We start from the raw sequence: 25871 nt of genomic DNA on the forward strand, positions 1-25871 counted from the left end.
TCTGCCGGCTATGCCTATGGCAGCTCGAACGATGTCAATTATTCCGATAGCGATTGCTACTACGCCTACGGACGCCACCGACACGTTCTAGTCTGCAACTGATAATCACGAACCCGGGGGCTGCCCTTGACGGAGATCGCTTTGTTAATCCCAGCTGCGCGCCCGGCATTGCCTCAGCGTGTCGAGCTGGTTGCGACAGTCGACACAAGGTCGGACGTAGGTGGGCCTCGAGCAGTTGCAGCACGAGCTTGTGAACGCGCCCTCTTGACGCAATAATAACGAAACTATACGGTATAGTATATTAAACCGGCAAAGCCCGCGATCCGGACAGAGCGCGGGCTTCGGCAACCGCAAACCAAGAGCACAGAACCATGAACTTTCAGCCTCGACCACACTTGGCGACCGCCGACCGGCGTCTGCCATTCGATTGCATCGCGTTGCTCTTGCAAGGCGGCGGCGCTCTGGGGGCTTATCAGGGAGGCGTCTACGAGGCCTTGGCCGAAGCCAACATCCATCCCGATTGGATTGCCGGCATTTCGATCGGAGCGATCAACGCTGCGATTATCGCGGGCAATCCTCCCAATACCCGCGTTGACCGGCTTCGCGAGTTCTGGACGCAGGTGACGTTGGATGCGCCGTTCACCGATTTGATGAATAGCGATCACACCCGCGATTTTCTCAATCAGGTGAACGCGAGCTTTGCGGCGGTGTTTGGCGCGAACGGGTTCTTTTCTGCGCGGCCACTGGCGCCATGGCTGCAAGCGGGCGGAACGCTTGCCGCCACCAGCATTTACGACACGAGCGCGTTAAAGACGACATTGGAGCGCCTCGTCGATTTCGATCGCATCAACGCCGGTATGACGCGGTTCAGCGCAGGTGCCGTCAATGTGAGGACCGGCAATCTGGTTTATTTCGACACGGCCAGGCACACGATTCGGCCCGAACACATTCTGGCAAGTGGGGCGCTGCCGCCGGGCTTTCCGGCGGTCGAAATCGATGGCGAACATTATTGGGATGGCGGCCTCGTATCCAATACTCCGTTGCAGTGGGTGATCGAGTGTGGCGCCCGTCAGGACACGCTTGTGTTTCAGGTCGATCTCTGGAGTGCGCGCGGCCAGATTCCGCGCAATATGGCCGATGTCGTTACGCGTCAAAAGGAGATCCAATACTCAAGCCGGACACGAGCGAGCACAGACCAGTTCAAGAGCCTGCACCGGCTGCAGCGTGAGCTGGCGGCTCTCCTGAGCAGGCTGCCCGAAGATCTGCGCGAGCAAGAAGACGTCAGACTGCTCAGGACGGCTGTCTCTCACAACGTGCATAGCCTCGTCCACCTGATCTATCGCGCGCGGGACTACGAAGGTCACTCCAAGGACTACGAGTTTTCCCGCCTCTCGATGCAGGACCATTGGCGCGCCGGTTATCACGATGCGTTGCGCACCCTTCGTCATCCCGAGGTGCTGGCCCGCCCGACCAGTGCGGACGGCGTCTCCACATTCGATCTTGAGCAGGATGGTCGCGAGTAGGCCAGCCGCTCATTCCCACTCATAGGAAAATTGATATGCACGAGAATGAAGTGGCGAGGCGGGCGTTCGCGATGCCGCTCACCAATCCCGCCTATCCGCCGGGACCGTATCGCTTCGTCAACCGCGAATACCTGATCGTTACCTACCGCACCGATCCGGCGAAGCTGCGATCGGTTGTTCCGGCTCCGCTCGAATTTGACGAACGCGAAGCGCTTGTCAAATACGAATTCATTCGTATGCCGGATTCCAACGGTTTTGGCGACTACACCGAGAGCGGTCAGGTCATCCCGGTGTCGTTCCGGGGGCGCAGGGGCGGCTACACCCACTGCATGTTCCTGAACGATGAAGGACCGATCGCGGGCGGCCGGGAGCTCTGGGGCTTTCCGAAAAAACTCGGCCAGCCGACGTTGCGCACCGAGGTCGATACGCTGATCGGCACTCTGGATTACGGACCGTTGCGGGTAGCAACCGGCACGATGGGATACAAGCACCGCGAAGCCGACCTGGCGCAAGTCAAGGCCGCTCTCGAGGAGCCGAACTTTCTTCTCAAGATCATTCCGCATGTCGACGGCAGTCCGCGCATCTGCGAGCTCGTCGAATATCACCTTGAGCAACTTGTCTTGAAAGGAGCGTGGACCGGACCCGCGGCTCTCTCCTTGATGCCTCACGCGCTGGCTCCCGTGGCCGATTTGCCGGTCCTCGAGATCGTGTCCGCGATTCACATCCGCGCAGACCTTACGCTAGGGCTGGGCAAGGTCGTTCATGACTATCTGCAACAGCCGGTCCGACGCCCGCTCCGGAGCTACGAGAAAACCCTGGTCACATGATGGACGGCTGCAATTGGCCGCCAAGAAATACCTGCGGCCACGAACCGGCGGACTGTCACAGATCAACAAGGAAAAGCAATGAGAATTCTGAAAGGTAAAGTCGCAGTTGTGACCGGCTCGACCAGCGGCATCGGTCTCGCGTATGCGCGGGCTTTTGCGGGCGCCGGAGCCAACATCGTGCTCAACGGGATTGGGGCACCGGCCGATGCCGAAAAAACGCGGATTTCAATCGAGAACGATTTCGGGGTGAAGGCCATCTATTCGCCCGCGAATATGGCCGAGCCAATCGAAATCGCCAACATGATCTCATTTGCCGAGAGGACGTTTGGCCGCGTGGACGTGCTCGTCAACAACGCCGGCATCCAGCATGTCTCGCCAATCGAGGAGTTTCCGGTCGAAAAGTGGGACGCAGTCATCGCAATCAATCTCTCCTCCGCATTCCATGCAATCCGTGCCGTTACTCCTGGCATGAAGAGGCGCGGCTGGGGCCGTATCATCACCACGGCCTCGGCGCATTCGCTGGTCGCTTCGCCCTTCAAGTCGGCCTATGTCGCGGCCAAGCACGGCATCGTGGGACTCACCAAGACTGTGGCGCTGGAACTCGCCCGGTCGAAGATCACCTGCAACTGCATCAGCCCCGGCTACGTCTGGACTCCGCTGGTGGAGAAGCAGATCCCAAACACGATGAAGGCGCAACATGGATAGGAATCAGGTGATCAACGACGTCCTGCTTGCCGCGCAGCCGACCAAGGAATTCGTCACGGTCGAGCAGGTAGCTTCGCTGGCGCTGTTCCTTTGCAGCCAAGACGCCGCTCAAATCACCGGCGCCAATCTCTCTATCGACGGCGGCTGGACGGCCGCGTAGGGCCCGCCGAAATGCACACCGGCTCTTGAAACGCAGCGATAGACCAAGAAGACAACAATACCCAACACCTACGACTGCTTCTTTCTAAGCATCAACCAATTTCTCTGGAGAGAAGATCATGAACAGGGGCGGATACTAGGAAGGCTCCTGATGTAGCAGAGCAGGGAAGTGGATTCTGCGCCATCTGAAGCCAAGCGTTTCCAATGACGAGCGGCGCTGGCTGACTGAACTAGCGACACCAACGGGCCCTTAAAAGTAACCTGCGTAACCTCGAAAGACACGCTCGTAACCTTAGCCGCGAGCACAAATACCATGGTCGATGTATAGCAACGATCAGCCGTTACGTACGCAAACCGTAGATTCCGACCGTAGCGTTTTTGTTGCCCCTTCGAAATACGTAGTATGGACAATAGAGTGTGGAGGAGGCGATCTCCGCCAAGGCCCGGGATAACGGTCTGTTCTTTGTTGTGGACGACTTTCTCGGTGGTGGAGCTAGCGAGATCGGCTACTTCGCCTGCGTCGCTGCCTTCTCCCTCTGCCCGCGCTTTATCGCGAGGAGCCGGTGGGCTTCCGCAAAGCCCTCCAAACGATGCTTCTTCTTGCCGCTCGCCTTCTGAGCGTGAGCGCGCATCAGGCCGGCCATCCTCTGGTGCTGCTTCGCGGTCAAACGCATCGTATCCCCTGGGACCGATTGTATCATCAAATTCCGCCGGTGTTGCGGCCTTGTGCAGGCCGCAATCGGGTAGTCTGGCCGCAGTGGGAAGTAGTGGGGAAGCGGTGGAAGACTTACCCGCCGGCACGTTCGATTCATCGGTTTTTATATGAGCGAGCCTTTTTGGATCCCAAGACCGGTCAAGACTTCAATACGCGCTGATTAGGAACGCGCGGTCGCACGTAGGTTTGCCCGTCTCAGGGGCGGAGAGGCGGCCACTTTTCGAAGCTGTTCCAGTGCCCCGCGTACGAAGAAATAGCCTGACCAATCGCCATGATCGCGTAGTGGGCCCTGTGGCGCCAGATTTTGCGAACCTCCTCGCTGGTCCACTGATGATCGACAAGACCGGAGTTCTTTTCGTAAGTTGCCATGTATTTTGCGACGGCTTTGGTCAGATCTTGCTCAAAGACGCGGACGGGTTCGGTCATCGCTTATGCTCCACGGTCGGTGATAGCTGGCAGATGGCGAGAGCGACAAGTTCGCGCAAGGTCGAACAGTCGATGAGACTATCTGCAGTGCCACGTAAGAACGCAGTGGGCCCCGCCAAGCCGTTTCAGGGAGTGCCTCACTCTACCGCCGTTGAAGGTAAATCAGCATCCAGCGGACGAGACATTGGGACATGAAAAACTGTTGGCAGAACTGCGAAAATCACCTCGGTGTCCCACTGTTCCGTCGCCTGACTCGAAACACCTTTCTTCGATTGGAACGCGCCAGGCCTCTGCACTTCAGCGACAACATTGGTTGGGCAACAGCACAAGCGGGAAATTTGGATGAAGTTTGGGTTCATCCACAATCGGCAGATTCCCCCAAAGCCCTGTAGACGGTAGCCCGGCCGATGCCCATAGCCCGTGCAATCTCAGTCGCTCCGAGACCTTGCGCCTTCAGTTCACGCACCCGGTCCACTCTAATCGAGGGTGGGCGGCCCCTATAATTCCAACCTCGTTCGCCCTCGCAATTCCCTCGAGCTGCCGCTCCTTGCGTAGATTTGTCTCGAACTCGGCGGTCATGCATCGCGAACCGTGGATTTGGACCGTAGTTTTTTGTCCGGCGACGCGAACGCTCAACGAAATCAAGCCGGTGAGGAGGAGCGGTGATCCGTTGGAGAAAACGATGGAGGGACGAAGCAGCAATAGCCCGCACCGGCCAGCCGCAGGCCTTCTGTCGTCCCTTGTCCCCTTACGTCACCTTCGCAATTGCCCCCTAAAGGGGGCAACTGTGACGTGACGGGAGACAGACGCCGTCACAGAGCGCCATTGTGACGGGTTGTGACACTACGTGACGGGCCAAACGAAATCCTCGCAAATGTCGATAAAGCCTTCCTTTTTTAGCGTCACATGAATGCGGCGAAATTGCTCTCGCGGATTGCCCTTAGGGTTGATGATGGAGAACTCTTCTAGGCGACTGCGCCACGTTTTCATTGTCACGCCTGTGACGCCTGCCGGCAGCTGTTCGCCTGCAGGTCGAAGTGCGGCACTCTCGGCCATGCATTTGTGCAGCGCCTCTAGTGCAGCTTGAAGATTAGGCTTCGAGGGGAGCTTCTTCGCACTAATGTAGGCAGCACCAATGTCATTTCTTTCTTGGGCGAACTCGGTGGTCACGATCGCGGTGGTGATCGGCTCGCCGTCATCGTCCCGGCCTAGTTCGAAGGCCTCGAGCTTGAATCGCGCCACGGTGCGCTCAGGTTGATCGTTGCCTTTAATGATCCGCGCGACCTTGGTGACCTTTCCGCGGATCTGTACCATGACGTCGACGTCACCAACATGGGCGTTACTGCCACGCGCGCCGCGGTTCTCGTCTTTACCGGTGTGGCCGACGAGGGCGATGTGCACTTTCAGCTGGGCATGTACCCTGCGCAGATTGGCCGCGGCACGGTTCTGATCACGGGCCTTGTCTTCGTCGCCGCCGTTCGCCGCGATGCCTTTCGCGTAAGTGTCGACGATGATCAATCCTACTTCGCGACCAAACTGCCGCTCGGCTGCCCTCACTGTCGAAACGATGATATCTACGCAATTTGGATCGATCAGATCAATGATTGCGTCGGCCACCGCGATCGGCAGGCCTTTCAACTCGTCGCGCTTATGGTACACGCGCAGCCGGCGTTTGAAGAGGTCGCCCCGCTCCAGCGCCAGCACCACCACGCCATAGCCGACTTTTGCCCGATGCCCTCGCCAGTCGACTTGTGCCGCGCAGTGTACGGCTATCTCGGTCAACAGCGCTGACTTGCCAGCGCCTGGCGGCGCAATCCAAGCAGAGGTTTCGCCAAGGGCAATGATTCCCTTGAGGATCCAACGTTTTTTTTACGTAGGCGCCGCACTCGTCGAAATAGGTCAACTCGAGCGGCTTGGCCGATGTTATATCGACGCCGACCTTCGGCAGCACGCCAGTGAATTCGGACGCCCCCGCACGTGCTCCATTGCTTGGCGGGTGATCGGGTGGCGCAACCGTCGCCGCTGCCATAAGGGTTTGCATAGTGCCAACCGAAAGGCCGTGGCGCTCACCCATCGCATGCAGACGATCGACGAGATGCTGCCAAAGGTCAGGCATTTTTTCATGGGATGCAAACCGAAGGACCTCGGTTGCTGCGCGGGTGAATTGCTTCGCTACGAGCTTTCGCTCAACGTTCGCCAGTATCCGGTCCCAACTCTGGAGCGCTTGAGAGACCTCACCTGGGATTACTAGAGCGTCCGTTTCAACGTCGCTTCCAGTGCCATCGTTTGCTGTCTCCGCAGTCGCAAGCTCCAGCGGATAACCTTCGTCCGCTGTTTGGGCCTCCGAGGCGTGCAGTGGTAGGAGTTCATCGAGGCCACGCGCGACGACTTTCGATTGTTCGATCTCCATCGCAAGTTGGGGCAGCTGCAACACGGGATGGACGGTCCTTACGCGTTGGGTGGCGTCGCTGATTTGATAGCAAGGTGCATTGCCGGTGGTTACCCTGCTATGCGGCACGCCCGCGGCGCTTGGCTTCCTCGGCCAGCCGGCGCTGCACATAAATCTCAATGCTGCGCCACGGTATCTTGCGCGACGCACCTTCGAGATAGCTTTCCAGTTCCCCCGAATTCAGGAGCTCATAAAGTTTTGCGCGTCCGATCTTCAACGCGGACATTGTTTCGTTCACGCTGGCAACAATCGGGCGAGTGTGGCCGAGCTTGATTTCTTCGGATCGGTTTACGGACATTTGCCGTGTTCCCTTTGTTCTTACCTGTTCGAATGAACACCAGAGAACGGCGTAGATGTAAATCTAAAAATCGCCGTAACGCACTGACAATATTCGTATATTACCCCTCTGGTGGGGGACGGGTTCTCTACCGGTAGAGCACCGCTTCTCTACTCGGGGAGAATTGGGTTCTCTACCGGTAGAGCACCGGTTCTCCACTCGGGGAGAACTGGTCTTTATTCAAAGGGCAGCGCTTTCCCACCGGGGAATGCACGCATCATTCAGAGACAATGTCCGCATGGAACGAGCTAGCGTCTCTCGTATGAGTTAAGCGCTGCGGTAATACTTATGCGGGCATCGCGAGCACCGGTCGCGGATATCATCCTCCGAAGCAAACTGATTACGTTGAGCTTTTTTGTTCGACAACCAAAGCTACGGTGAAAACCTACGGCTAGCGAAGGAAAATCGCCGACCGCTGCAGGCGAGAGGGTCCGTGTCGCGTCCATTTGGAATGGCGGCTTCCGGACGTTCGTTGAGGGCGCAAAAGAGCAGGGGCGGATTACGTTCGTCCCGCGCGATCCGCTCATGCAGACGCGCGCCTATTTCGAGATCGGAGGGACCGGCGCGCGCGCGGACGCGGTGTCGATCTGGATCGCCCAATTTGTCGGGCAGGCAATCAACGTCCTGGACTACGAGGCGCAAGGCCAGCCGCCATCGGTGCATGTCGACTGGATGCGCTCCCGCGGGTACGGCAAAGCGTATAGGCGGAATGTCAGAATGAGACCGGTTGTGCTTCGTGGGAGACTCGCGTCGCGGCCTTCAGGCTGTTAACTTTGAGCATTGCCTGTAACTCCGGAAGGGGACTTTTATGACCACCTATATTGGAACGCTGGGCGACGACAACCACACCGGGTCCGAAGATGTAATGTATGGCCTCGATGGCAACGATACGTTGTTTAACCCTGGGGCTGTGTCCATCCTCTATGGTGGCGAAGGCAACGACATTATCAGCGTCAGTGCCGGAACAGCCTACGGTGGTAACGGAATTGACCAGATGTCCGGGTTGGGCCCCGGCGTAACTCTCTACGGCGATGGCGGCGACGACTACCTGTTGGGCAGTGGCCTGATTGAAGGCGGCGACGGCAACGACTTGATCGTCTTTAATGGCAGCGGCAGCTGTCTATTCTATGGCGGCGCTGGCAATGATTATATTTATGGGGGCGCTGAATCTGACACGCTGGTCGGCGATGCGGGTATCGATTTTCTAGAGGGCAGCGCTGGAAACGACTATCTCTATATGCCGTCGGGCGGCGGCTCCGGCTATGGTGACACCGGCGACGATGTTGGCGTTGGCTCGCTCGCCAACGATATCTTCATCATGTCTGACGGCAATGATGTTGCCTACGGCTATGGCGGCAGTGACTATTTCTACGGCGGCTACGACAACGACACGATGTTCGGTGGCGAGGGCGTGGATGTCCTGATCGGCGATGCCGGAAACGACTATTTGGATGGCGGCGCCGGCGTAAATTACTACTTTGGCGGGAGCGGTGGCGATCCGGGGACCGGTTTGGGCAACGACACTTTTGTCGTCAATGACGTTCCGGGGGTGCAGGTCGTTCAAGACTGGTCGCCAAGCCTCGACGTCGTGCGGTTCGAGGGATCCGGCTTCACTTCATTCGCCGATGTCCTGTCGCGCTCCTACCAGAACGGTGCCTACTTCGTGATCCAGGTGGACGGCGACACTGCGGTCTGGCTGAACGGCGCCACCGCAGCCACGGTCACGACGGGGAATTTCTCAATCGTGAGTTAGATGCCAAACCACGGCTTCTGCGGCTTCGGCCTGATGTGCATTGACTACGTTCAGCCGGCCGGCGCGCCGCCTCCGCGCGATCGGTACCGCGACCGCCGCAGCTCGGGCGGTGGATCGTGGCAAGCGCCTAGCCTTGGGCCGTCCAGGTCAAGGTGACGAACGCTTCCGCCGCCACTCGATCCGCTGCAAGTCGTCCGATCGCTCGAAAACCGTCGAGTCGATGTCCGGCAAATAGATCAGGATCCCGTGTTCTCCTGACATGATCACGTGCCCTTGTACCGTCCCAGACTTTAACGTGATTTCAGCGGGGCGAATCCGTCCTTGCTTGTATTTCCGAATCATCAACTTCGAGATGTCCTGTGACATGGTCAGCGCGAGCATGATCGCGATCGCAGCGAATAGCGGTAAAAGGACAGGACCGGCCCACGGTTGGTGGAAAAACGTGAGGTTGAGAATAACGAGAAGCGCGAACATCATGAGTACGTACTTCGTGAGCCGCACATTTGCCCAAGCGGTGGAGTTGAAAGAGAAATAGGCGAACCACGCATTCAGAGCGATGAACACGATCACAAGGGCAACAGCGATCAGGGCTTTCGCAATCTTGGATTTTGGCATCCGCTTATAGAAAGCTGCGATCATTGCCTGCCCTTCGGGTTGTTGGGCAGCAGCGGCCAGCACGTTGGGGATGTGAAACAAGAAAAACATTGCTGCGCAAGCAACGGTTACGATCAACGCAAACGGCAGGGCCTCCATAGCCGAGAGCAAATGTTCCGAGAAGGAAAATTGCAAGAAGCCATCAAATGGCAAAAAGCGCCCCACCTCCCAAGCTATTGCTAGTGAACTTGCGAAAAGGGGTATGATAACAACTGCGTCCTTCAATGTTGGTGTTTTGTCGTCGGCCATCCTGTCCCCATAGAAATTCGCTTCCCGCGCGATGGTAGCACCGAAAACCAATCCAATCGGATGACTTTTGATGCTGAACGACGCGGGGGCTACGAGGGCGAGCCATGCCGTTCGTTCCGCCCTCCATGTCTCAGGCCGCCTAAATGCTGTTGCCGCGAGTGCCCTACGAGATCAAGCGCGGACAATCTTTACGAAACGCCTGATGCACGGAGTGGGACGATATTCGCGGGGGTGATGAAGTCGGCCCAGTCCTTCATCAGGGTGCGACGCTTCTCCAGCTTGGCCCCGCGTTGGTAGGCCGCTGTTGTCTCTGACTTGTACTTGTGCGCCAGCGCCGCTTCGCGGACGCCGTCGGGATAATCCGTACACTCCTCGGCCCAGGTCGCGAAGGCCGCCCGGAAGCCGTGCACAGTAACGTGTCCGTAGCCCATGCGATCGAGGACCGCGAGCATCGCATTTTCGGAGAACTCTTGGCCGTCTGGGTTCGTAAAGATCAGATCGCTTTGCTGGCCATTGCCAAGTTCGTCGAGCACGGCGAGTGCAGATTGTGACAGAGGAACGACGTGATCCTGGTCCATCTTCATTCGCTCGCCGGGAATCCTCCACACTGGACCGGTTGCGAAGGTGCGGTCGACTTCTGTCCATTTGGCGCCAACGATTTCATTCGTCCTGCAGACGGTGAGGATCAGGAACCGTAGCGCCACCGCGGCGCGCCCCTCTACGCTGCCGAGCTTGCCCACGAACTGCGCGGCCTCGGCGTAGGGTAGGGCCGGGTGGTGACGAACGACTCGCTTCGGCCGCTTGGGCAGCTTTTCCCGCAGCTGCTTGGTGAGTTCGGCGGGATTTCGGAATTCGGGATCGTCGATATTTGCGTGCTTGGCTATGATGGTTTCGATACGACCGCGCACGCGGTTTGCGGTCTCGCGCTTGGTCACCCAAATCGGCTCGAGCAATTGATGGATGTGGCTCGGCTTGATTTCCGTGATGATTAGCTTTCCTATCGTCGGATAGGCATATCGCTTAAGCGAGGAGGGCCACTGGTCGCGGTGTTTTTCGCTCCACGTGGACCACAGCGCGCGGATATAGACCTCAGCGCACTCCTCAAAGGTCGGCGCCGCGTTCTGCACCTCTACTGCCTTCGCCTCTTTGCGGGCCTCTCGGCGCTCTTGCACGATATCTACGCCGGCTGTGTTACGATCTCCCTTCACGCGTAGGCGGGCTGCGTCACGTGCGAGACGGGCATTTTTGAGGGTTACATCCTTGAAGGAACCGAGCCCATGCCAGCGCTCCCTGCCGTCTTTCCAATAGCGATAGGACCAGCTCTTCGCCTCGGGGCCGGTGACGATCAGGTAGAGCCCGTCACCATCAGCGTACTTGCCGGGTTTCGTTTCGCGCTCGACATCGAGCGGCTTTAGTTTTCCAGCCACGTGATCCTCCAGTCAAAACCATCCTCCGAACCTACGGTCCCAAGCTACGGTTTGCGCTTTGATTGTGGGGAACGACGGCGAACTAGGGAAGACGGTCGGCCGGCGAAAGCGCTGATTTTGCTGGGGATTCCGAACAGTGGAGAACAACGGAGAACACTGTACTGGCGGAAGGGGTGGGATTCGAACCCACGGTACCCTTGCGGGCACGCCGGTTTTCAAGACCGGTGCCTTAAACCACTCGGCCACCCTTCCAAAACTTGAAATCGTTAGGCTTTTTGTCGGGGTCGGCAGCACAGATCTAGAACTGTGCTACCAGCTTGCTACCCAACGGTCGTCGCTTTCTATGCAGCAAGCGCTCAAACGTCAACGCGCTGTACCCGAGCGCGTACGGGGTGGGCTAATCGTCCTTCTTTGGGCGCTTTAGGTCCAGCCGCTCGATGCGCTCATCGATCAGTCATCCTTCCGCGTATCCCTCCTGTAGAGGCTACCATGCAGGCCAATGGCAACGAGGCTCAGGACAACAGCAAGGACCAGGAGATAGTAGGACCAGTCCATGTCGGGCAGCTTCTCTGCACGTGCCAATGAGGAGAGAGCAGGGGAACCTGCGGTGAATTTTCACGGTTTTCCGATGTCGAGCTCAAGATAGCTTTGATGAAGGCTGACCGGCGTTTTCATGCCGTCAAAGAGCACGCGAACAGCTAATTTGCTTGCTTTGCCCGCGCCAACGACCGATCCGGTCGTATAGAGGGCTCTCTTCATTCGACTAGCGCCGAGTTCGCTCAGGTGGACCCGATCGCCGATCTGAAAAATTGGCTGTTCGGTTGGCAAATGATTGAAGCCGCGCAATTGAAAAACCTCGATCCGGAATTCCCTCTCCATCTTGTTTGGTGAAGTGGGCGGGACCGTCGCTCCGTGGCCCGGAGCGGCGATCCCTTATCGCGCGATGGTCGGGGTGTGGTGTGGATGTCGGCCAATCCGCACGACTAGGGATACAGTAAATCTGCAAATGCTCGTGGCAATTGCCATTCTGAACTAGCCCCAACCAGCGGCGCGATAGTCTGGCCCGTGGCGCAAAGGTGGTAGCGCGCTGCAGCAACAGCGAATCCTGATGGATGAAATTAGAAAGAGTCGTAACGTCATGGTCGGAGGTTGGCCGCTACAGCCTCCGGTGTCGCCGTTAGCCCCAGCTCGCCCCCTGAGCTGGGGCTCGCCGTACCACTGCTTCTCGAATTTTCTCCTCGAATATTCGGATCGTATCCAGGCTCGTTGGGATCGGTGATCGCAATTTCAACAGGGAACTATCCGCCCCCAGAATGATTAACCGAGTTAATCTTGGAGACTCGAGAATGTCGGATGAAGACATCGCTCTGCAGGCCGTAAGCGCCGCCCAGGAAATCCTTGAAGAGTATCTCGAACCTCGGCCGCGCACCAATGAACGGCTGATCCTTGACCGACTGGTTGAGGTACTTGAACAGCCCAGTCTTATCGTTGCAGTAAATCGGATGCAGCGCGGCTATCGCTGAGCGTGCAGTCTGTGATTGAGTTGGACTGCGCGAGCGCTAGCCAATCTCTGGCCAACGCAAGCCATGCGATGCGATCGTCGGCATGCCGCGCTTCCGAAGCGCGCCTTTCACAATGCGCTGCCAACTCACGTAAACGAGCCAGATCGTCGAGCAGAACGGGGCCAGCGTAGCGCGACGTCATGGTACGCGCTCTGGATTGGGTCGGGATACCTGCGCAATGAGGGATTCCGTCAGCGTCTGCTTGACGTATTCGGCCTGCTCCTTCGTTAGCTTCTCGGCGAATGGGCCATTTTTTTTGAGCTGCGCCGGCCCCTTGAGTTCCCGATCATAAACCATCCAGTCAGCGCTTCCTCGCCGAACGAGGAACCTGGCTTGTTGATGTGCTGTGTAATGCAACGATACCTCCCGAATGGCGGTCCGCCGGTCCTAAGTATACACACCAGGTGACCGCTTATTCCCGAACCGGGACACTGAAATTCCCGGCAGCCAATCAGTTGCACAGTTCATGCCACTCCAATGCGGTTAGCTCGACCACTCCAGTCGCAATCCTGGCGGTTGGAAAATCCGGCTTGACCGACGTCTTGCGCCAGAAACAGCCCCGTGCGCCAGTTGTCGCAGATTGTGGCCCGCACCAGGGATCCGCGGTTCACTTGCACGGTCGCCGGCAAGCGAGGTTCGATCATTCGTTCGGTGGACGCGCCGCCCAAAATGCGTACCGGTCAGGTCGCTGCCGCGCCCGATCGCGCGTAGGGTGTTTGTGACCTGAACGATCTGTCGGCCGGAATGATCCGCAGGCGAAGATCAGCCAGCGCGGTGTTCATGTTTCAGACGGAAACATGAGAGGCCGACGACATCCATCTTCAATGGGTGTGGATGGCGTCGTAGACGTGGGCGCTAAAGATAGCCGCGCTCAAAAGCAGCAGCCCGATGACTGTGGCTTCGATCATGACACTTCCCCTTATCTTTTGCGGACGGTTTACCGACCAAATGTTTCAGGCCTGTTTCGCGGGCCGGTTAAAATGGTTTCACGGGGTAGGGATTAGGCTGGGTGCCGCGGCCGACTGCGCGTCGTGGGGAGGGATAGAATGCCCAAGTGTGGCCGAAATGGCCGGCATGCTGGCAAACGCCATTCTGCCGGCGTCACCAAACCCGGGCTGCGGCTCATTGCGGCATGCACGCAACGGCGTTGACCGCGAGCGCCCGGCTTGGCCATCATGATGCTCATGAAGCGAGTCCTCTTCCTTTGCACCGGCAACTACTATCGCAGTCGATACGCCGAGGAGCTGTTCAATCACCTTGCAAGCGCCGAACGGCTGGTGTGGCGCGCATTCTCCAGAGGCGCGGCCGAACGCGGATCGCCCGACAATGTCGGGCCGATGTCAGGCTTTGCTGACGAGCGTCTCCGCGCAACGGGCATCATACCGGAGGGCGCGGCACGCTATCCGCAGCCATGTTCGCTGGCTGACTTTGGCGATGCGGACCTGGTGATCGCACTCAAGGAGGCGGAGCATCGTCCGCTCATTGAGCGCCGGTTCCCCGAGGCTGCCGGCAGGGTGACGTACTGGCATGTCGACGATATCGACGTTGCGCTTCCCTCGGTTGCGCTGGCCATGATCGATAACCGCGTCCGCGAACTGGTTTCAGCCCTCAGGTAATCGGTTCGCGTTTCAGGAAGATCGCCAGCGCATACTCCGCGGGGGCCGCCAGCGTGCCGCTGAGACGTTCGAGTTCGTCGATGGCGACGATCACAAGGCGGCCTTCGGTGACGGTCAACCTCTCGGCGGGCACGTCCTGCGCGAGAAACACCTCGCCGCGAAGGCTGCCGTCTGGCGTTGAATAATCCGGTCCGGAATACCGGCCGATGAGCTCAAAACGCTCGGGCGGCAGGTAATAGCCGATCTCCTCGTGGACTTCGCGCACCACGCATTCCAGGAAGGTCTCTGTGCCTTCCCGGCGTCCGCCGAAGAGGCTGATCTTTCCCGGATCGGAGATGTGAGGAAGGTCGTCGCGCCGCTGCATCAGAAGGCGGCCATCGGTGCTGACGAGGAGGGCGGATGTTCCCTCTCTTACTTTCCCGCCCAAGACATTCAATTGGGCATCCAATGGGTCAGCCGAAAGCGAAGGCCAGCAGGCTCGAGCACAGCAGCACAAGGCTTGCTGCGGTCAGGGTCAGAAACCCGTCGGAGACCAAATCGTGATTACGCATGATACACCTGCCTTGATGTGATGCTCATCCGAATTGATTAAAGCTTTCCGAACATTCGCTCCAGGAAAGGGTGACGCGTCTTTCCGCCGTTCAACGGACCGTCAGGCCCGGTACCGATAGCCTTCCACGGCATGCGCCAAGAAGATCGCCGCACTCACCAGGCCCATCACCGCTGTAACCGTCTCGATCATCGCAAACTTCCTTTGCGCCCCACGCTCGGGAGAAAACGATTGCAGGCTTGCACAGTCAAAAAGATTCAATTGTTGGAATCGAAGATGCCCCCCAACTGATGATTTGCTGCAACAGTGTGTCTGATCGCGGGACAGGCGAGGGCGTTTTGGACGGCGCAGGCTCCGTAGAACAACTGAGGAGGCGCAACAGGCAATTTACCAAGGTGCCATAGCCTTGCGGCTCACCGCATTTCCGCCGTGTTCCGGTTGCGATATCGTCAAGCGCTGGTGCGGAGGTGGGCCGCATCGTGACGAAAACGATCCCGACGCCTCGGAGTAGGCGCAGGTCCGGCAGAATGGTACTTGGGGCAGATGGGGACTAGACGGCCAGATTCGATGATCCGGACGGCGCGCGGCGCCGTTGCGGTGGCGACGTGCCTCGTCCTCGCCAGTTGCGCCGCCTCGAACCAGTTCGCGAGCCGCGTCGATCCCAAATACGGCGTGTCGTCGAGCCCGCGCGTCGTCGCGCTCGGCGATCCCGTGCCAAAGGGCGGCGGCACCTACCGTGTCGGCAAGCCCTATGTCGTGGCCGGCCGCACCTATGTGCCGGAGGAGAACGAGAACTACCGCGCCGAGGGCATGGCGTCCTGGTACGGCGACGATTTCCATGGCCGCCTGACCGCCAATGGCGAAGTGTTCGACATGGGCTCGCTCACGGCAGCCCATCCGACCTTGCCGATGCCGAGCTATGCGCGCGTCACCAATCTGAGCAACGGCAAATCGCTCGTCGTTCGCGTCAACGACCGCGGGCCGTACCACGGCAACCGCCTCATAGACGTCTCGAACAAAGCCGCCGAACTGCTTGAATTCAAAGGCAATGGCGTCGCCCGCGTCCGCGTCGAATATGTCGGCCGGGCGCCGCTCGAAGGGTCCGACGACCGCCAGCTGATGGCGACCTTGCGGACCGGTACGCCGGCGCCGTCACCGTCCATGGTGCGGGTCGCCTCGGCACGGCCGTTCGTGCCGGAAATGACGTCCTCGGCAGGCCGTATCCGCGGCGATGTTCCGGTGCCAGAGGGGCGGCCGTACAGCCTCGGCAACACCCAGGCCGACTATGCCTCGGTGAACGCCACCTCTGAAATGTCGGCCTCGAGCCGGTCGCACCGCCGCGCCCTGAACAATCCGCGCGAGGTCTCCTACGAGGGTGACGCGCGCTATGCCGCGACCCCAAGCCCGGCGGCAGCCTATGTGCCGATCGACGCGCGCGGACCGGCCGAAGTCCTGAGCGGACGCGGGCTCTACTGAATCAAAGTGTTGTGAATCAAGTCCTTGGCCTGATTATTTCAGAAATGCGATCAGCGCCGAATTGACCTCGTCAGGGCGCTCCTGCTGGATCCAGTGGCCGGCGCCCTCGATGATCAGCTTCTGCCGCAGGTTCGGCAGCACACGCTCCATGTCGGCAACCCGCTTGGCGCCGATCAGCCCGGTAATCACCGAATCATTCGAACCGGCAATGAACAGCGACGGCTGATGGATCTGCGCATCCTGCCAGGGCGCGGTCAGCTCCCAGTTGCGGTCGAGATTGCGATACCAGTTGAGGCCGCCGCGGAAGCCGGACTGCCGGTAGCCCTCGGCGAATTCGGCGATGTCGGCCTCGGTCAGCCAGGCCGGCAGCGGCATTCCGGTCGGCAGCTTGCCGAGAAAGCCCTTGGCCTCATCGACGAACATCGAGCTCGGATCGGAGACACCGCGCCCCAGCACCAGCCGCATGGTGTCGGCGATGTCGCGCTCGAACTCGGCCTCCGCTACGCCGGGCGGCTGGAAATACTGCCAATAGAAATTGGTGATGCCGCTCTCGCGCAGGGTCTCGAGCGGACGACCACGCCCGCGGAACGGCGGCGGCACGCTGAGGCCGGCGACCTTGGTGAAGATATCCGGTCGGAACAGGGCCGCGTGCCAGGCCACCGGCGCCCCCCAGTCGTGGCCGACGATCATCGCCTGCTTCTCGCCCAGCGCGGCCACCAGCGCGACCATGTCGCCGACGGTATCGAAGATCGTGTAGGCGCCAATGTCGGCCGGTGCGCTGGTGCGGCCGAAGCCGCGCATGTCAGGGGCTGCGACCCGAAAGCCGGCCGCGGCGAGGGCTGCGATCTGGTGCCGCCATGAATAGGACAATTCCGGCCAGCCATGACAGAGCACGACCAGCGGGCCTTGCCCGGCCTCGCGCACGAACATGTCGATGCCGTTGGCGGAGATGGTGCGGGAGGGTGACATCGCGTTTCCGCCTTGTTTGCCGGTTCTGGTGTCGTGAGCTGGTTCGAAGGATACGGATGTTCGGTACAGCCGGCAATCCAACCGGCGGTGCACAGCGCAGAAACCTCAGTTGTTTGCGATACTTCCACCTGTTAGAACGCAGCCTTTCAGGACATCGCCGATGGCAGCCCCAACCGCAGTTCCCAGCACGTTCCTAGCTTGCGGCTGGCGTGAGCTGGTCGCGGCTCTGGTTGCGCTGGCGATCGGCTGCGGCGGGGTGGTCTACGCCGCCAACAACAGTGTCCAGGGCGCCAAGAAGGACGAGGGCGGGTTCGACGGCGATGCGCCGACCGCGATCCTGGTTGAGGCCTCCTCGGGCAGCGTGCTGTTCGAGAAGAACGCCGACGAGCTGCGCGCGCCCTCCAGCATGATGAAGCTGATGACGGCCGAGGTGGTGTTCGACGCCATCAAGAAGGGCGACATCAAACTGTCAGACGAGTACCGGATCAGCGAAAATGCCTGGCGACGGGGCGGCGCGCCGTCCGGGACCTCGACGATGTTCGCGGCAATCAACAGCAAGGTCTCGGTCGACGATCTCCTGCATGGCGCGATCATCCCGAGCGGCAACGACGCCTGCATCGCGCTCGCCGAAGGCATTGCCGGCAACGAGCATACATTCGCGACCGACTTCATGACCAAGCGTGCCCGCGAGCTCGGCATGACGAAGTCGACCTTCGGCAATTCCAACGGGCTGCCCGATCCCGCCAACAAAATGACGGTGCGGGAACTCGCGCTGCTGGCGCGGCACATCATCCTGACCCACCCGGACCGCTACAAGCTGTTTGGCGAGAAGGAATTCACCTGGAACAAGATCCGCCAGCAGAACCGCAATCCGCTGCTCAACGCCTTGCCCGGCGCCGACGGATTGAAGACCGGCTACACCAAGGAAGGCGGCTACGGCATGGTCGGCTCGGCCGTGCAGAACGACACAAGGCTGATCGTCGTGGTCAATGGCCTCGAGGATTCGGAGGACCGCGCGACCGAAGCCAAGAAGATGCTGGAATGGGGGTTCCGCAGCTTCGAGACCCGGGTCCTGATCGCGGCCAACCAGCCGGTCGGCTATGCCCGGGTGTTCGGCGGCGAGAGCCGCTCGGTCAAGCTCGTCAGCCCCGATCCGATCAAGGTGATGGTGTCGAAGAACGGGAACGACAAGCTGCTCGCGCGCGTCGTCTATAACGGTCCGGTCAAGGCGCCGATCACGGCCGGCCAGAAGATCGGCGTCGTCCGGGTCTGGCGCGGCGGCAATGTCGCGATGGAGACGCCGGTGTTCGCGGCGGAGGCCGTCGGCACCGGATCGACGATGCGCCGTGCGCTCGACGGCGCCCAGGAGCTCGTCATCGGCATGTTCCGCGCCGGCGTCGAGAAGCTCTGACATGACGGAAGCAGCAGCCGAACGGCCGAGCTTGCGCGGTCGCTTCATCACCTTTGAGGGCGGCGAGGGGTCGGGCAAATCCACCCAGATCCGCAAGCTCGCCGAACGCCTCGATGCCGCCAGGCTGCGCGCGATCGTGACCCGCGAGCCCGGCGGCTCGCCGGGAGCGGAGATCATCCGCCATCTCGTCCTGTCGGGGATGGGCAAGCTGCTCGGACCGGACGCCGAAACGCTGCTGTTTGCCGCCGCCCGCGACGATCATGTCCGCACCGTGATCCTGCCGGCGCTCAATCAGGGCATCTGGGTATTGTGCGATCGCTTCTTCGATTCCACGCGCGCCTATCAGGGCCAGCTCGGGCACGTGTTGCCCGGCCTCGTCAACGCCATGCAGCGCGTCACCATCGGCGATCTCAAGCCTGACCTGACCTTCATCCTCGACGTGCCGGTCGAGGTCGGGCTGCAACGCGCCGCCGCGCGCCGCGGCGATGCCACGGCCGATCGCTTCGAGGCCGAGGGCATCAAGTTCCATCAGGATTTGCGCGAAGCGTACCAAAGGATCGCGGCCGAAGACCCGCAACGCTGCGTTCTGATCGATGCCACGGCCGACCCTGATACGGTCGCGGGCAGGATATGGGCCGCGCTGCGCGAACATTTGCGCTCGACGTTCACGGCGGACAGTCCCGCATGAGCGCGCGCAAGGTCGAACAGGAGATTGCGGCCCGGCATCCGCGCGCAACGCCCGATCTGTTCGGGCATCGCGAGGCGGAGACCGCCTTGCTCGATGCCTATCGCAGCGGACGAATTCCGCATGCCTGGCTGATCGGCGGCGCGCTAGGCATCGGCAAGGCGACGCTGGCCTACCGCATGGCGCGGTTCGTGCTCGCGTTCCGCAATCCGAAGTCATCCCAGGTTCAGGCGGCGCCGACGTTGCGGGTTGATCCCGCCGATCCGGTGGCGCGCCAGATCACGGCTGGCGCACATGGCGGGCTGCTGGTGCTGGAGCGGGGCCTCAATGACCGCGGCGTGATGCGAACCGTGATCACCGTCGACGAGACGCGGGAGACGATCTCGTTCTTCGGCTCGACCGCCGCAGTCGATGGCTGGCGTGTCTGCATCGTCGACACCGTCGACGAGCTCAATCCCAACGCCGCGAACGCGCTGCTGAAGATCCTCGAGGAGCCGCCGCAGCAGTCGCTGTTCCTCCTGGTGAGCCACGCGCCGTCCCGGGTGCTGCCGACCATCCTGTCCCGCTGCCGCAAATTGCTGCTGCGGCCGCTGGAGACGGGCGACGTGGTGCGCGCGGCCTCGGCCGCAACCGACATGGCCGCCGACGATCCTGCGCTGGCTGAAGCCGCGGCCGCCTCCGAGGGCAGCGTCGGGCGGGCGCTGGCGCTGCTCGGCGGCGACGCGCTCAAGCTGCAGCAGCGCACGGCCGCGCTGCTCGCGACGCTGCCGAGCGTCGATCCGCGCGAGCTGCATGCACTGGGTGACGCGCTCGGCACCAGCGACCGCGTCGCGCTCGCCGCTTTCATCGACGGCATCGATCGCTGGATGAGCGAGCGCATGCGCAGTGGCGATGCCAATGCCAATCTGCCGCGCCTTGCACGGCTGGCGGAGGTATGGGAAAAGATCGTCCGCGCCGCACGCGATACCGAAGCCTACAATCTGGAGCGCAAGCCGCTGGTTTTCTCGGTGTTTTCGATGCTCGCGGAAGCGACCCGATAGACGGCCCGTCTGAAGACACACCTGTCCGACAACACACTCGTCTGAAAAAACTCCCGACAATCTCGTTTCGATCTGCAAAGGATTCCGTGGTGGCGACCGCTAAGAAGAAATCGTCGAAGAAGGCCAAGAAGACGAAGAAGGCATCGCCAGTTCGCGCGTCCAGCAAAGCCACCGCGAAGTCGAGTGCCGCCAAGAAGGGTGGGCGCGTTACCAAGAAGGTGAAGAAGGCGGTCAAGGCCAAGTCGGGAGCCAAGAAGTCGGCGACGAAGAAGGCAGCTAAAAAGACCGTCAAGAAAGCCGCGAGAAAAACAACCAAGAAGGCTGCCGCGCAGGCCACCAAGGCTCCGCCGAAAAAGGCCGCCGCAGCGGCCGTGGCACCGGCTGCAAACAAGCCAGCTCCTCCGAAGCCCCCGGCTGCCGAGAAGGCCCCGAAAGCGGCAACGGTTCGTGCGCCGAAGCAACCCAAACCGACTGCGGCTCCGGCGCCTGCATCCGTCTCCGCGCCCACCGCGGACCGCGGCAACGCTTTCTACATCACGACCGCGATCGCCTATCCGAACGGCCAGCCGCATATCGGCCACGCCTATGAGGCGATCGCGACCGATGCACTGGCGCGCTTCCAGCGGCTCGACGGCAAGGACGTGTTCTTCCTGACCGGCACCGACGAGCACGGACAGAAGATGATCCAGACCGCGCAGGGCGAGGGGATGACGCCGTTCGATCTCGCGACCCGCAACGCCGCGCGCTTCAAGGAGATGGACGAGCGGCTCAATGTCTCGTTCGACCGCTTCATCCGCACATCTGAACCTGCTCACCACAAGTCGGTACAGGAAATCTGGCGCCGCATGCAGGACAATGGCGACATCTATATCGACGCCTATGCCGGCTGGTATTCGGTGCGCGATGAGGCCTATTACGCCGCGGATGAAACCACTGTCGGTGAAGACAACGTCCGCCGCGGCCCGCAGGGCACGCCGGTCGAATGGGTCGAGGAGAAGAGCTATTTCTTCAAGCTGTCGGCGTACCAGGACAAGCTCTTGCACCTCTATGAGAGCCAGCCCGATTTCATCGGCCCGGACTCGCGCCGTAACGAGGTGATGAGCTTCGTGCGGGGCGGGCTGAAGGACCTCTCGATCTCGCGCACCACGTTCGACTGGGGCGTCAAGGTCCCCGAGGATCCCGAGCATGTGATGTATGTCTGGGTCGACGCGCTGACCAACTACATCACCGGCGTCGGCTATCCCGACGAGAGTGACGAGCGCTGGCGCTACTGGCCGGCCGACGTTCACATCATCGGCAAGGACATCATCCGCTTCCACGCGGTGTACTGGCCGGCCTTCCTGATGTCGGCCGGCATCCCCTTGCAGAAGCGCGTCTATGCGCACGGCTTCCTGTTCAACAGGGGCGAGAAGATGTCGAAGTCGGTCGGCAATGTGGTCGATCCGTTCAATCTGGCCAACCAGTACGGCGTCGACCAGGTGCGCTACTTCTTCCTGCGCGAGGTGCCGTTCGGCCAGGACGGCAACTACAACCACGAGGCCATCGTCGCGCGCATCAATGCCGACCTCGCCAATGATTTCGGCAATCTGGCGCAGCGCTCATTGTCGATGATCGCAAAGCAGCTCGGCGGCGTGCTGCCGGAGCCCGGCGAGTTCAGCGACAACGACAAGTCGATCCTGGCGCAGGCCGACGCCATGCTGGAGACGTCGCGGACCGCGATGGCGACGCAGCAGATCCATCAATGGCTCAACACGGTCTGGGCCGTGGTCGCCGAGGCCAACCGCTACTTTGCCGGCGAGGCGCCGTGGGCGCTGGCGAAGACCGACCCCGCGCGCCAGAAGACGGTGCTCTATGTCACCGCCGAAGTCGTGCGGCAGATCGCGATCATGGCGCAGGCCGTCATGCCCGAATCCTGTGCCAAGATGCTCGATAGCCTCGGCGTCCCCGCGGACGCGCGCAGCTTTGCGGCGATTGCCGAGCGGATCAGGCCCGGGACGGTTCTGCCGGCGCCGGTCGGCGTGTTCCCGCGCTATGTGGAACCGAAGACCGAGTGAGCGGTTCGAAATTCATGCTGGTCGACAGTCACTGCCATCTCGATTTCCCTGACTTCGCCGACGATCTCGACGGGATCGTCGGACGCGCCGAGGCCGCCGGCATCGGCCGCATCGTCACGATCTCGACCCGGGTCAAGCGGCTCGGCGGCCTGCTTGCGATCACGGAGCGCTTTCCCGACGTCTACTGTTCGGTCGGCACCCATCCGCATCATGCCGATGAAGAGGATGGCATTCCCTCGAGCGAACTGATCGAGCTGACCAGGCATCCGAAGGTGGTCGCGCTCGGCGAGGCGGGGCTCGACTATTTCTATGAGCATGGTTCGCGCGAGGCACAGGCGCGCGGCTTCCGCGCGCACATCGCCGCGGCACGCGAAACCGGCCTGCCGCTCGTCATCCATACAAGGGAGGCCGACGTGGATTGCGGCCGCATCCTGGAGGAGGAAGTTGCGAAGGGCCCGTTCAAGGCCGTGCTGCACTGCTACACCGGCGGCCGCGAGCTCGCGATGAAGGCGATCGCGCTCGGGCTGTCGATCTCGTTCACGGGCATCCTGACCTTCAAGAAGTCGGACACCTTGCGCGCGCTGGCAGCCGAGCTGCCGGCCGACCGCATCATGGTCGAGACCGATGCGCCATATCTTGCGCCCGGAATATTCCGAGGCAAGCGCAACGAACCATCTTATGTGGTCGAGGTCGCCAAGGTGCTCGCCGAAACCCGCGGCGTCTCGCTGGAGGAGATCTCGCGGCAGACCACCGAAAACTTCTTCCGGCTGTTCTCCAAGGTGCCGGCGCCGCCGAAGGTTGCTGCATGACGCTGACACTGACCATCCTGGGCTGCGGCTCATCCGCCGGCGTGCCGCGCCCGGCGCTCGGCTGGGGCGCCTGCGATCCGAACAATCCCAGGAATCGTCGTCGCCGCTGCTCGATCATGGCCGAGCGCACCATGGAGCACGGCACCACGCGGGTCGTGATCGATACTTCGCCCGACCTGCGCGAGCAGCTGATCGACGGCAATGTCGAGCACATCGACGCGGTGTTCCTGACGCATGAGCATGCCGACCAGACCCACGGCATCGACGATTTGCGCTCGGTGGTGCTGCACCAGCGCCGCCGCATTCCGGTCTACTTCAACCAGTCGACCGCCAAGGACATCATGGCGCGGTTCTCCTATTGCTTCATCTCGCCGGAAGGCAGCGACTATCCGCCGATCCTGACCCGGCATTCGATCGAAGACGGCGAGAGCCATACGGTGCAGGGGAAGGGCGGCCCGCTGAAGCTCGAGGCCTTCCTGGTGCAGCATGGCCGGATTCCGGCGCTCGGCTACCGCATTGGCGACGCCGCCTACACGCCCGATCTGCACGACATCCCCGCGGAGAGCTGGCCGGCGCTTGAAGGCCTCGACCTCTGGATCGTCGATGCCTTGCGCTATGCACCTCATCCGAGCCATTTCAGCTTGGCCGATGCCCTGTCATGGATCGAGCGCTTCAAGCCGAAGCAGGCGGTCCTCACGAACCTGCATTCCGACCTCGACTATGAGGTGCTGCGGCAGAGCCTGCCGGCCGGCGTGATCCCGGCCTATGACGGCATGCGCCTGACGCTGGATCGGGCGGGCTGAAAGCTCAGGCCGAGATCGCCTTCGCCGAGCCGACCTCGTTGCGCAGCAGGAATTTCTGGATCTTGCCGGTTGAGGTCTTCGGGATCACGCCGAACACCACTGACTTCGGCGTCTTGAAGCCCGACATGTGCTCGCGGCAATAGGCGATGATCTCGGCCTCGGTCGCCTTGGCGCTGTCCTTCAGCTCGATGAAGGCGCAGGGCACTTCGCCCCATTTCGGGTCCGGCTTGGCGACAACAGCCGCGAATAGCACGGCCGGGTGCTTGTAGAGGATGTCCTCGACCTCGACCGAAGAGACGTTCTCGCCGCCGGAGATGATGATGTCCTTCGAGCGATCCTTGATGATGACGTAGCCGTGCTCGTCGAGCACGCCGAGATCGCCGGTGTGAAACCAGCCGCCGGCGAAGGCTTCCTGCGTCGCCTTCTCGTTCTTCAGGTAGCCCTTCATCACGATGTTGCCGCGGAACATGACTTCGCCGATGGTCTCGCCGTCGCGCGGCACCTCGCGCATGGTCTCGGGATCGAGCACCGTGACGCCTTCCTGCAGCGGATAGGACACGCCCTGGCGCCGCTTCAGCTGCGCGCGCGCATCGGCCGACAATTCGTCCCAGCCCGGCTGCTCGGCGCAGACGGAGGCGGGGCCATAGACTTCGGTCAGCCCGTAAACATGAGTGAGCTTGATGCCGATGCGCTCGGCGCCTTCGAGCACTGCAACCGGCGGCGCCGCGCCGGCGATCAGGCCGACGACCGGCTTGGCCTTGCCGCCCGTGAGCGCACCCGGCGCGTTGATCAGCGTGTTGTAGACGATCGGCGCGCCGCACATGTGGGTGACGCCGTGCTCCGGGATCAGTTCGAAGATCTTGCCAGGATCAACCTTGCGCAGGCAGACATTGACGCCGGCGGTCGCCGCGATCGTCCAGGGGAAGCACCAGCCGTTGCAGTGGAACATCGGCAGCGTCCAGAGATAGACCGGATGCTGGCCGAGATTACCGGCAAGGATATTGCTGACCGCGTTGAGATAGGCGCCGCGGTGATGGGTGACGACGCCCTTCGGATTGCCCGTCGTGCCCGACGTATAGCTCAGCGCGATCGCATCCCATTCGTCGGCCGGCGGCCGCTCCACGAAGCCAGGATCGCCTGACGCCACCGCCGCCTCATACTCGATCTCGCCGATCCGCTTGCCGCCGGCAAACGCAGCGTCATCAACGTCGATCACGAACGGTTTTGAGCCCTTCATCAGGGTCAAGGCTTCCGCGATCACGCCGGAGAATTCAGGATCGACCAAAATGATCTTTGCGCTGCCATGGTCGAGCTGGAACGCGATCGACGCCGCGTCGAGGCGGATGTTGAGCGCGTTCAGCACCGCACCGGTCATCGGCACCGCGAAATGCAGCTCGTTCATCGCCGGAATGTTCGGCAGCATCGCCGCAACCGTGTCGCAATGGCCGATGCCATGGCCCGCGAGATAGGACGCAAAGCGCTTGCAGCGCTCGTAGGTCTCTTTCCAGGTGAAGCTGCGGCCCTCATAGACCGCGCTGACATGGTCGGGATAGACCGCGGCCGAGCGCGCCAGGAAGCTCAGCGGCGTCAGCGGCACGTAGTTGGCGGGCGTCTTGTCCAGCCCGATCGTGTACTGGTTTTGAGCTGCACTCATGGCTCTATCCCGTCCTCA

At 61.1% G+C, this 25871-nt stretch carries 25 protein-coding genes, 1 tRNA gene and 2 pseudogenes; 16 read left to right on the plus strand and 12 right to left on the minus strand.

The features are described from left to right. The first annotated feature begins 371 nt into the window (after window positions 1–371). The 4 genes and pseudogenes from V5279_RS23155 to V5279_RS23170 all read left to right on the plus strand — a co-directional run bounded on the left by V5279_RS23155 (window position 372) and on the right by V5279_RS23170 (window position 3832). Complete coding sequence (locus V5279_RS23155; RefSeq protein ID WP_338688046.1) at window positions 372–1523, plus strand: DUF3734 domain-containing protein; 1152 nt, start codon at window positions 372–374, stop codon at window positions 1521–1523. Between the two features lie 35 nt (window positions 1524–1558). Beyond that, entirely contained in the window at window positions 1559–2350 is a 792-nt protein-coding gene (locus V5279_RS23160; RefSeq protein WP_338688049.1) for an acetoacetate decarboxylase, read from the plus strand. 78 nt (window positions 2351–2428) lie between these two features. Further along, window positions 2429–3215: pseudogene (locus V5279_RS23165) on the plus strand (3-hydroxybutyrate dehydrogenase). 416 nt (window positions 3216–3631) lie between these two features. Continuing rightward, window positions 3632–3832: a hypothetical protein gene (locus V5279_RS23170; protein ID WP_338688052.1), complete on the plus strand. Its 201-nt coding sequence runs from the start codon at window positions 3632–3634 to the stop codon at window positions 3830–3832. A 292-nt stretch (window positions 3833–4124) separates the two neighbouring features. On the opposite strand, the gene V5279_RS23175 is transcribed toward V5279_RS23170, so the two are convergent. The 3 genes from V5279_RS23175 to V5279_RS23185 all read right to left on the minus strand — a co-directional run bounded on the left by V5279_RS23175 (window position 4125) and on the right by V5279_RS23185 (window position 6212). Next, window positions 4125–4355 carry a hypothetical protein gene (locus V5279_RS23175; RefSeq protein WP_338688054.1) on the minus strand — a complete coding sequence of 77 codons (231 nt, stop codon included), beginning with the start codon at window positions 4353–4355 and terminating at the stop codon, window positions 4125–4127. Between the two features lie 355 nt (window positions 4356–4710). Next, window positions 4711–4938, minus strand: coding sequence for a helix-turn-helix domain-containing protein (locus V5279_RS47095; RefSeq protein ID WP_338701361.1), 228 nt, complete (start codon window positions 4936–4938; stop codon window positions 4711–4713). A 260-nt stretch (window positions 4939–5198) separates the two neighbouring features. Further along, entirely contained in the window at window positions 5199–6212 is a 1014-nt protein-coding gene (locus tag V5279_RS23185; protein ID WP_338701363.1) for an AAA family ATPase, read from the minus strand. Window positions 6213–6414: 202 nt separating this feature from the next. On the opposite strand from V5279_RS23185, the gene V5279_RS23190 reads away from it, so the two are divergent. After that, window positions 6415–6606, plus strand: coding sequence for a hypothetical protein (locus V5279_RS23190; protein ID WP_338688056.1), 192 nt, complete (start codon window positions 6415–6417; stop codon window positions 6604–6606). A gap of 256 nt (window positions 6607–6862) precedes the next feature. Here the strand turns inward: V5279_RS23190 and V5279_RS23195 are convergent, their stop codons facing one another. Beyond that, window positions 6863–7102: a DNA-binding protein gene (locus tag V5279_RS23195; RefSeq protein ID WP_338688058.1), complete on the minus strand. Its 240-nt coding sequence runs from the start codon at window positions 7100–7102 to the stop codon at window positions 6863–6865. Window positions 7103–7585: 483 nt separating this feature from the next. Between V5279_RS23195 and V5279_RS23200 the strand changes: the two are divergent. Further along, window positions 7586–7840: pseudogene (locus V5279_RS23200) on the plus strand (PBSX family phage terminase large subunit); the annotation flags it as partial. Window positions 7841–7949: 109 nt separating this feature from the next. Next, entirely contained in the window at window positions 7950–8894 is a 945-nt protein-coding gene (locus V5279_RS23205) for a calcium-binding protein (protein WP_338688060.1), read from the plus strand. Between the two features lie 147 nt (window positions 8895–9041). On the opposite strand, the gene V5279_RS23210 is transcribed toward V5279_RS23205, so the two are convergent. The 4 genes from V5279_RS23210 to V5279_RS23225 all read right to left on the minus strand — a co-directional run bounded on the left by V5279_RS23210 (window position 9042) and on the right by V5279_RS23225 (window position 12103). Continuing rightward, window positions 9042–9797 carry a hypothetical protein gene (locus tag V5279_RS23210; protein ID WP_338688062.1) on the minus strand — a complete coding sequence of 252 codons (756 nt, stop codon included), beginning with the start codon at window positions 9795–9797 and terminating at the stop codon, window positions 9042–9044. Window positions 9798–9985: 188 nt separating this feature from the next. Continuing rightward, window positions 9986–11224: a tyrosine-type recombinase/integrase gene (locus V5279_RS23215; protein WP_338688065.1), complete on the minus strand. Its 1239-nt coding sequence runs from the start codon at window positions 11222–11224 to the stop codon at window positions 9986–9988. 162 nt (window positions 11225–11386) lie between these two features. Then, window positions 11387–11476, minus strand: a tRNA-Ser gene (locus V5279_RS23220). 363 nt (window positions 11477–11839) lie between these two features. Beyond that, complete coding sequence (locus V5279_RS23225; protein WP_156928654.1) at window positions 11840–12103, minus strand: hypothetical protein; 264 nt, start codon at window positions 12101–12103, stop codon at window positions 11840–11842. A 467-nt stretch (window positions 12104–12570) separates the two neighbouring features. On the opposite strand from V5279_RS23225, the gene V5279_RS23230 reads away from it, so the two are divergent. Next, window positions 12571–12747, plus strand: a complete 177-nt coding sequence (locus V5279_RS23230) for a hypothetical protein (RefSeq protein ID WP_166295458.1) — start codon at window positions 12571–12573, stop codon at window positions 12745–12747. Window positions 12748–12924: 177 nt separating this feature from the next. Here V5279_RS23230 and V5279_RS23235 read toward each other — a convergent pair whose 3' ends face one another. Next, window positions 12925–13083: a hypothetical protein gene (locus tag V5279_RS23235; protein WP_248114394.1), complete on the minus strand. Its 159-nt coding sequence runs from the start codon at window positions 13081–13083 to the stop codon at window positions 12925–12927. 878 nt (window positions 13084–13961) lie between these two features. On the opposite strand from V5279_RS23235, the gene V5279_RS23240 reads away from it, so the two are divergent. Then, window positions 13962–14402, plus strand: a complete 441-nt coding sequence (locus V5279_RS23240) for a low molecular weight phosphatase family protein (protein ID WP_210297497.1) — start codon at window positions 13962–13964, stop codon at window positions 14400–14402. On the opposite strand, the gene V5279_RS23245 is transcribed toward V5279_RS23240, so the two are convergent. Next, the gene (locus tag V5279_RS23245; protein ID WP_210297482.1) at window positions 14395–14838 is read right to left on the minus strand and encodes an NUDIX domain-containing protein; all 444 of its coding nucleotides are present in this window, start codon (window positions 14836–14838) and stop codon (window positions 14395–14397) included. The two genes, V5279_RS23240 and V5279_RS23245, sit on opposite strands and share 8 nt — an antisense overlap. A gap of 657 nt (window positions 14839–15495) precedes the next feature. Between V5279_RS23245 and V5279_RS23250 the strand changes: the two genes are divergently transcribed. Continuing rightward, the gene (locus V5279_RS23250; protein WP_414645831.1) at window positions 15496–16428 is read left to right on the plus strand and encodes a septal ring lytic transglycosylase RlpA family protein; all 933 of its coding nucleotides are present in this window, start codon (window positions 15496–15498) and stop codon (window positions 16426–16428) included. A gap of 33 nt (window positions 16429–16461) precedes the next feature. Here the strand turns inward: V5279_RS23250 and V5279_RS23255 are convergent, their stop codons facing one another. Then, window positions 16462–17397 (minus strand): alpha/beta hydrolase, encoded by a 936-nt coding sequence (locus V5279_RS23255; protein ID WP_338688088.1) that lies wholly within the window; start codon window positions 17395–17397, stop codon window positions 16462–16464. A 160-nt stretch (window positions 17398–17557) separates the two neighbouring features. On the opposite strand from V5279_RS23255, the gene V5279_RS23260 reads away from it, so the two are divergent. The 6 genes from V5279_RS23260 (at window position 17558) to V5279_RS23285 (ending at window position 24199) form a co-directional block, all read left to right on the plus strand. Then, window positions 17558–18808: a D-alanyl-D-alanine carboxypeptidase family protein gene (locus V5279_RS23260; RefSeq protein WP_338688090.1), complete on the plus strand. Its 1251-nt coding sequence runs from the start codon at window positions 17558–17560 to the stop codon at window positions 18806–18808. A gap of 1 nt (window position 18809) precedes the next feature. Beyond that, window positions 18810–19496: a dTMP kinase gene (gene tmk / locus V5279_RS23265; protein ID WP_338688093.1), complete on the plus strand. Its 687-nt coding sequence runs from the start codon at window positions 18810–18812 to the stop codon at window positions 19494–19496. After that, window positions 19493–20533 (plus strand): DNA polymerase III subunit delta', encoded by a 1041-nt coding sequence (locus V5279_RS23270; protein ID WP_166295448.1) that lies wholly within the window; start codon window positions 19493–19495, stop codon window positions 20531–20533. Before tmk ends, V5279_RS23270 begins: the two co-directional genes overlap by 4 nt. An 89-nt stretch (window positions 20534–20622) precedes the next feature. Continuing rightward, entirely contained in the window at window positions 20623–22587 is a 1965-nt protein-coding gene (gene metG / locus V5279_RS23275) for a methionine--tRNA ligase (protein ID WP_338688096.1), read from the plus strand. Window positions 22588–22601: 14 nt separating this feature from the next. Beyond that, window positions 22602–23396: a TatD family hydrolase gene (locus V5279_RS23280; protein WP_338701366.1), complete on the plus strand. Its 795-nt coding sequence runs from the start codon at window positions 22602–22604 to the stop codon at window positions 23394–23396. Then, the gene (locus V5279_RS23285) at window positions 23393–24199 is read left to right on the plus strand and encodes an MBL fold metallo-hydrolase (RefSeq protein WP_338688098.1); all 807 of its coding nucleotides are present in this window, start codon (window positions 23393–23395) and stop codon (window positions 24197–24199) included. The genes V5279_RS23280 and V5279_RS23285 overlap by 4 nt, the downstream gene beginning before the upstream one ends. A 4-nt stretch (window positions 24200–24203) precedes the next feature. Here V5279_RS23285 and V5279_RS23290 read toward each other — a convergent pair whose 3' ends face one another. Next, complete coding sequence (locus V5279_RS23290) at window positions 24204–25853, minus strand: acyl-CoA synthetase (protein ID WP_338688100.1); 1650 nt, start codon at window positions 25851–25853, stop codon at window positions 24204–24206. Between the last annotated feature and the right edge of the window lie 18 nt (window positions 25854–25871).

The organism is Bradyrhizobium sp. 26S5, from assembly GCF_036923295.1.
In the GTDB taxonomy this organism is placed as follows: domain Bacteria; phylum Pseudomonadota; class Alphaproteobacteria; order Rhizobiales; family Xanthobacteraceae; genus Bradyrhizobium; species Bradyrhizobium septentrionale.

Bases quoted from the DNA above. Each gene is read 5' to 3' on its own strand.
- V5279_RS23155 (WP_338688046.1), top strand. From the start codon at position 372: ATGAACTTTCAGCCTCGACCACACTTGGCGACCGCCGACCGGCGTCTG.
- V5279_RS23160 (WP_338688049.1), top strand. From the start codon at position 1,559: ATGCACGAGAATGAAGTGGCGAGGCGGGCGTTCGCGATGCCGCTCACC.
- V5279_RS23175 (WP_338688054.1), bottom strand. From the start codon at position 4,355: ATGACCGAACCCGTCCGCGTCTTTGAGCAAGATCTGACCAAAGCCGTC.
- V5279_RS47095 (WP_338701361.1), bottom strand. From the start codon at position 4,938: ATGCATGACCGCCGAGTTCGAGACAAATCTACGCAAGGAGCGGCAGCT.
- V5279_RS23195 (WP_338688058.1), bottom strand. From the start codon at position 7,102: ATGTCCGTAAACCGATCCGAAGAAATCAAGCTCGGCCACACTCGCCCG.
- V5279_RS23205 (WP_338688060.1), top strand. From the start codon at position 7,950: ATGACCACCTATATTGGAACGCTGGGCGACGACAACCACACCGGGTCC.
- V5279_RS23210 (WP_338688062.1), bottom strand. From the start codon at position 9,797: ATGGCCGACGACAAAACACCAACATTGAAGGACGCAGTTGTTATCATA.
- V5279_RS23225 (WP_156928654.1), bottom strand. From the start codon at position 12,103: ATGGAGAGGGAATTCCGGATCGAGGTTTTTCAATTGCGCGGCTTCAAT.
- V5279_RS23230 (WP_166295458.1), top strand. From the start codon at position 12,571: ATGTCGGATGAAGACATCGCTCTGCAGGCCGTAAGCGCCGCCCAGGAA.
- V5279_RS23235 (WP_248114394.1), bottom strand. From the start codon at position 13,083: ATGGTTTATGATCGGGAACTCAAGGGGCCGGCGCAGCTCAAAAAAAAT.
- V5279_RS23240 (WP_210297497.1), top strand. From the start codon at position 13,962: ATGATGCTCATGAAGCGAGTCCTCTTCCTTTGCACCGGCAACTACTAT.
- V5279_RS23250 (WP_414645831.1), top strand. From the start codon at position 15,496: ATGGGGACTAGACGGCCAGATTCGATGATCCGGACGGCGCGCGGCGCC.
- V5279_RS23255 (WP_338688088.1), bottom strand. From the start codon at position 17,397: ATGTCACCCTCCCGCACCATCTCCGCCAACGGCATCGACATGTTCGTG.
- V5279_RS23260 (WP_338688090.1), top strand. From the start codon at position 17,558: ATGGCAGCCCCAACCGCAGTTCCCAGCACGTTCCTAGCTTGCGGCTGG.
- tmk (WP_338688093.1), top strand. From the start codon at position 18,810: ATGACGGAAGCAGCAGCCGAACGGCCGAGCTTGCGCGGTCGCTTCATC.
- V5279_RS23270 (WP_166295448.1), top strand. From the start codon at position 19,493: ATGAGCGCGCGCAAGGTCGAACAGGAGATTGCGGCCCGGCATCCGCGC.
- V5279_RS23280 (WP_338701366.1), top strand. From the start codon at position 22,602: ATGCTGGTCGACAGTCACTGCCATCTCGATTTCCCTGACTTCGCCGAC.
- V5279_RS23285 (WP_338688098.1), top strand. From the start codon at position 23,393: ATGACGCTGACACTGACCATCCTGGGCTGCGGCTCATCCGCCGGCGTG.
- V5279_RS23290 (WP_338688100.1), bottom strand. From the start codon at position 25,853: ATGAGTGCAGCTCAAAACCAGTACACGATCGGGCTGGACAAGACGCCC.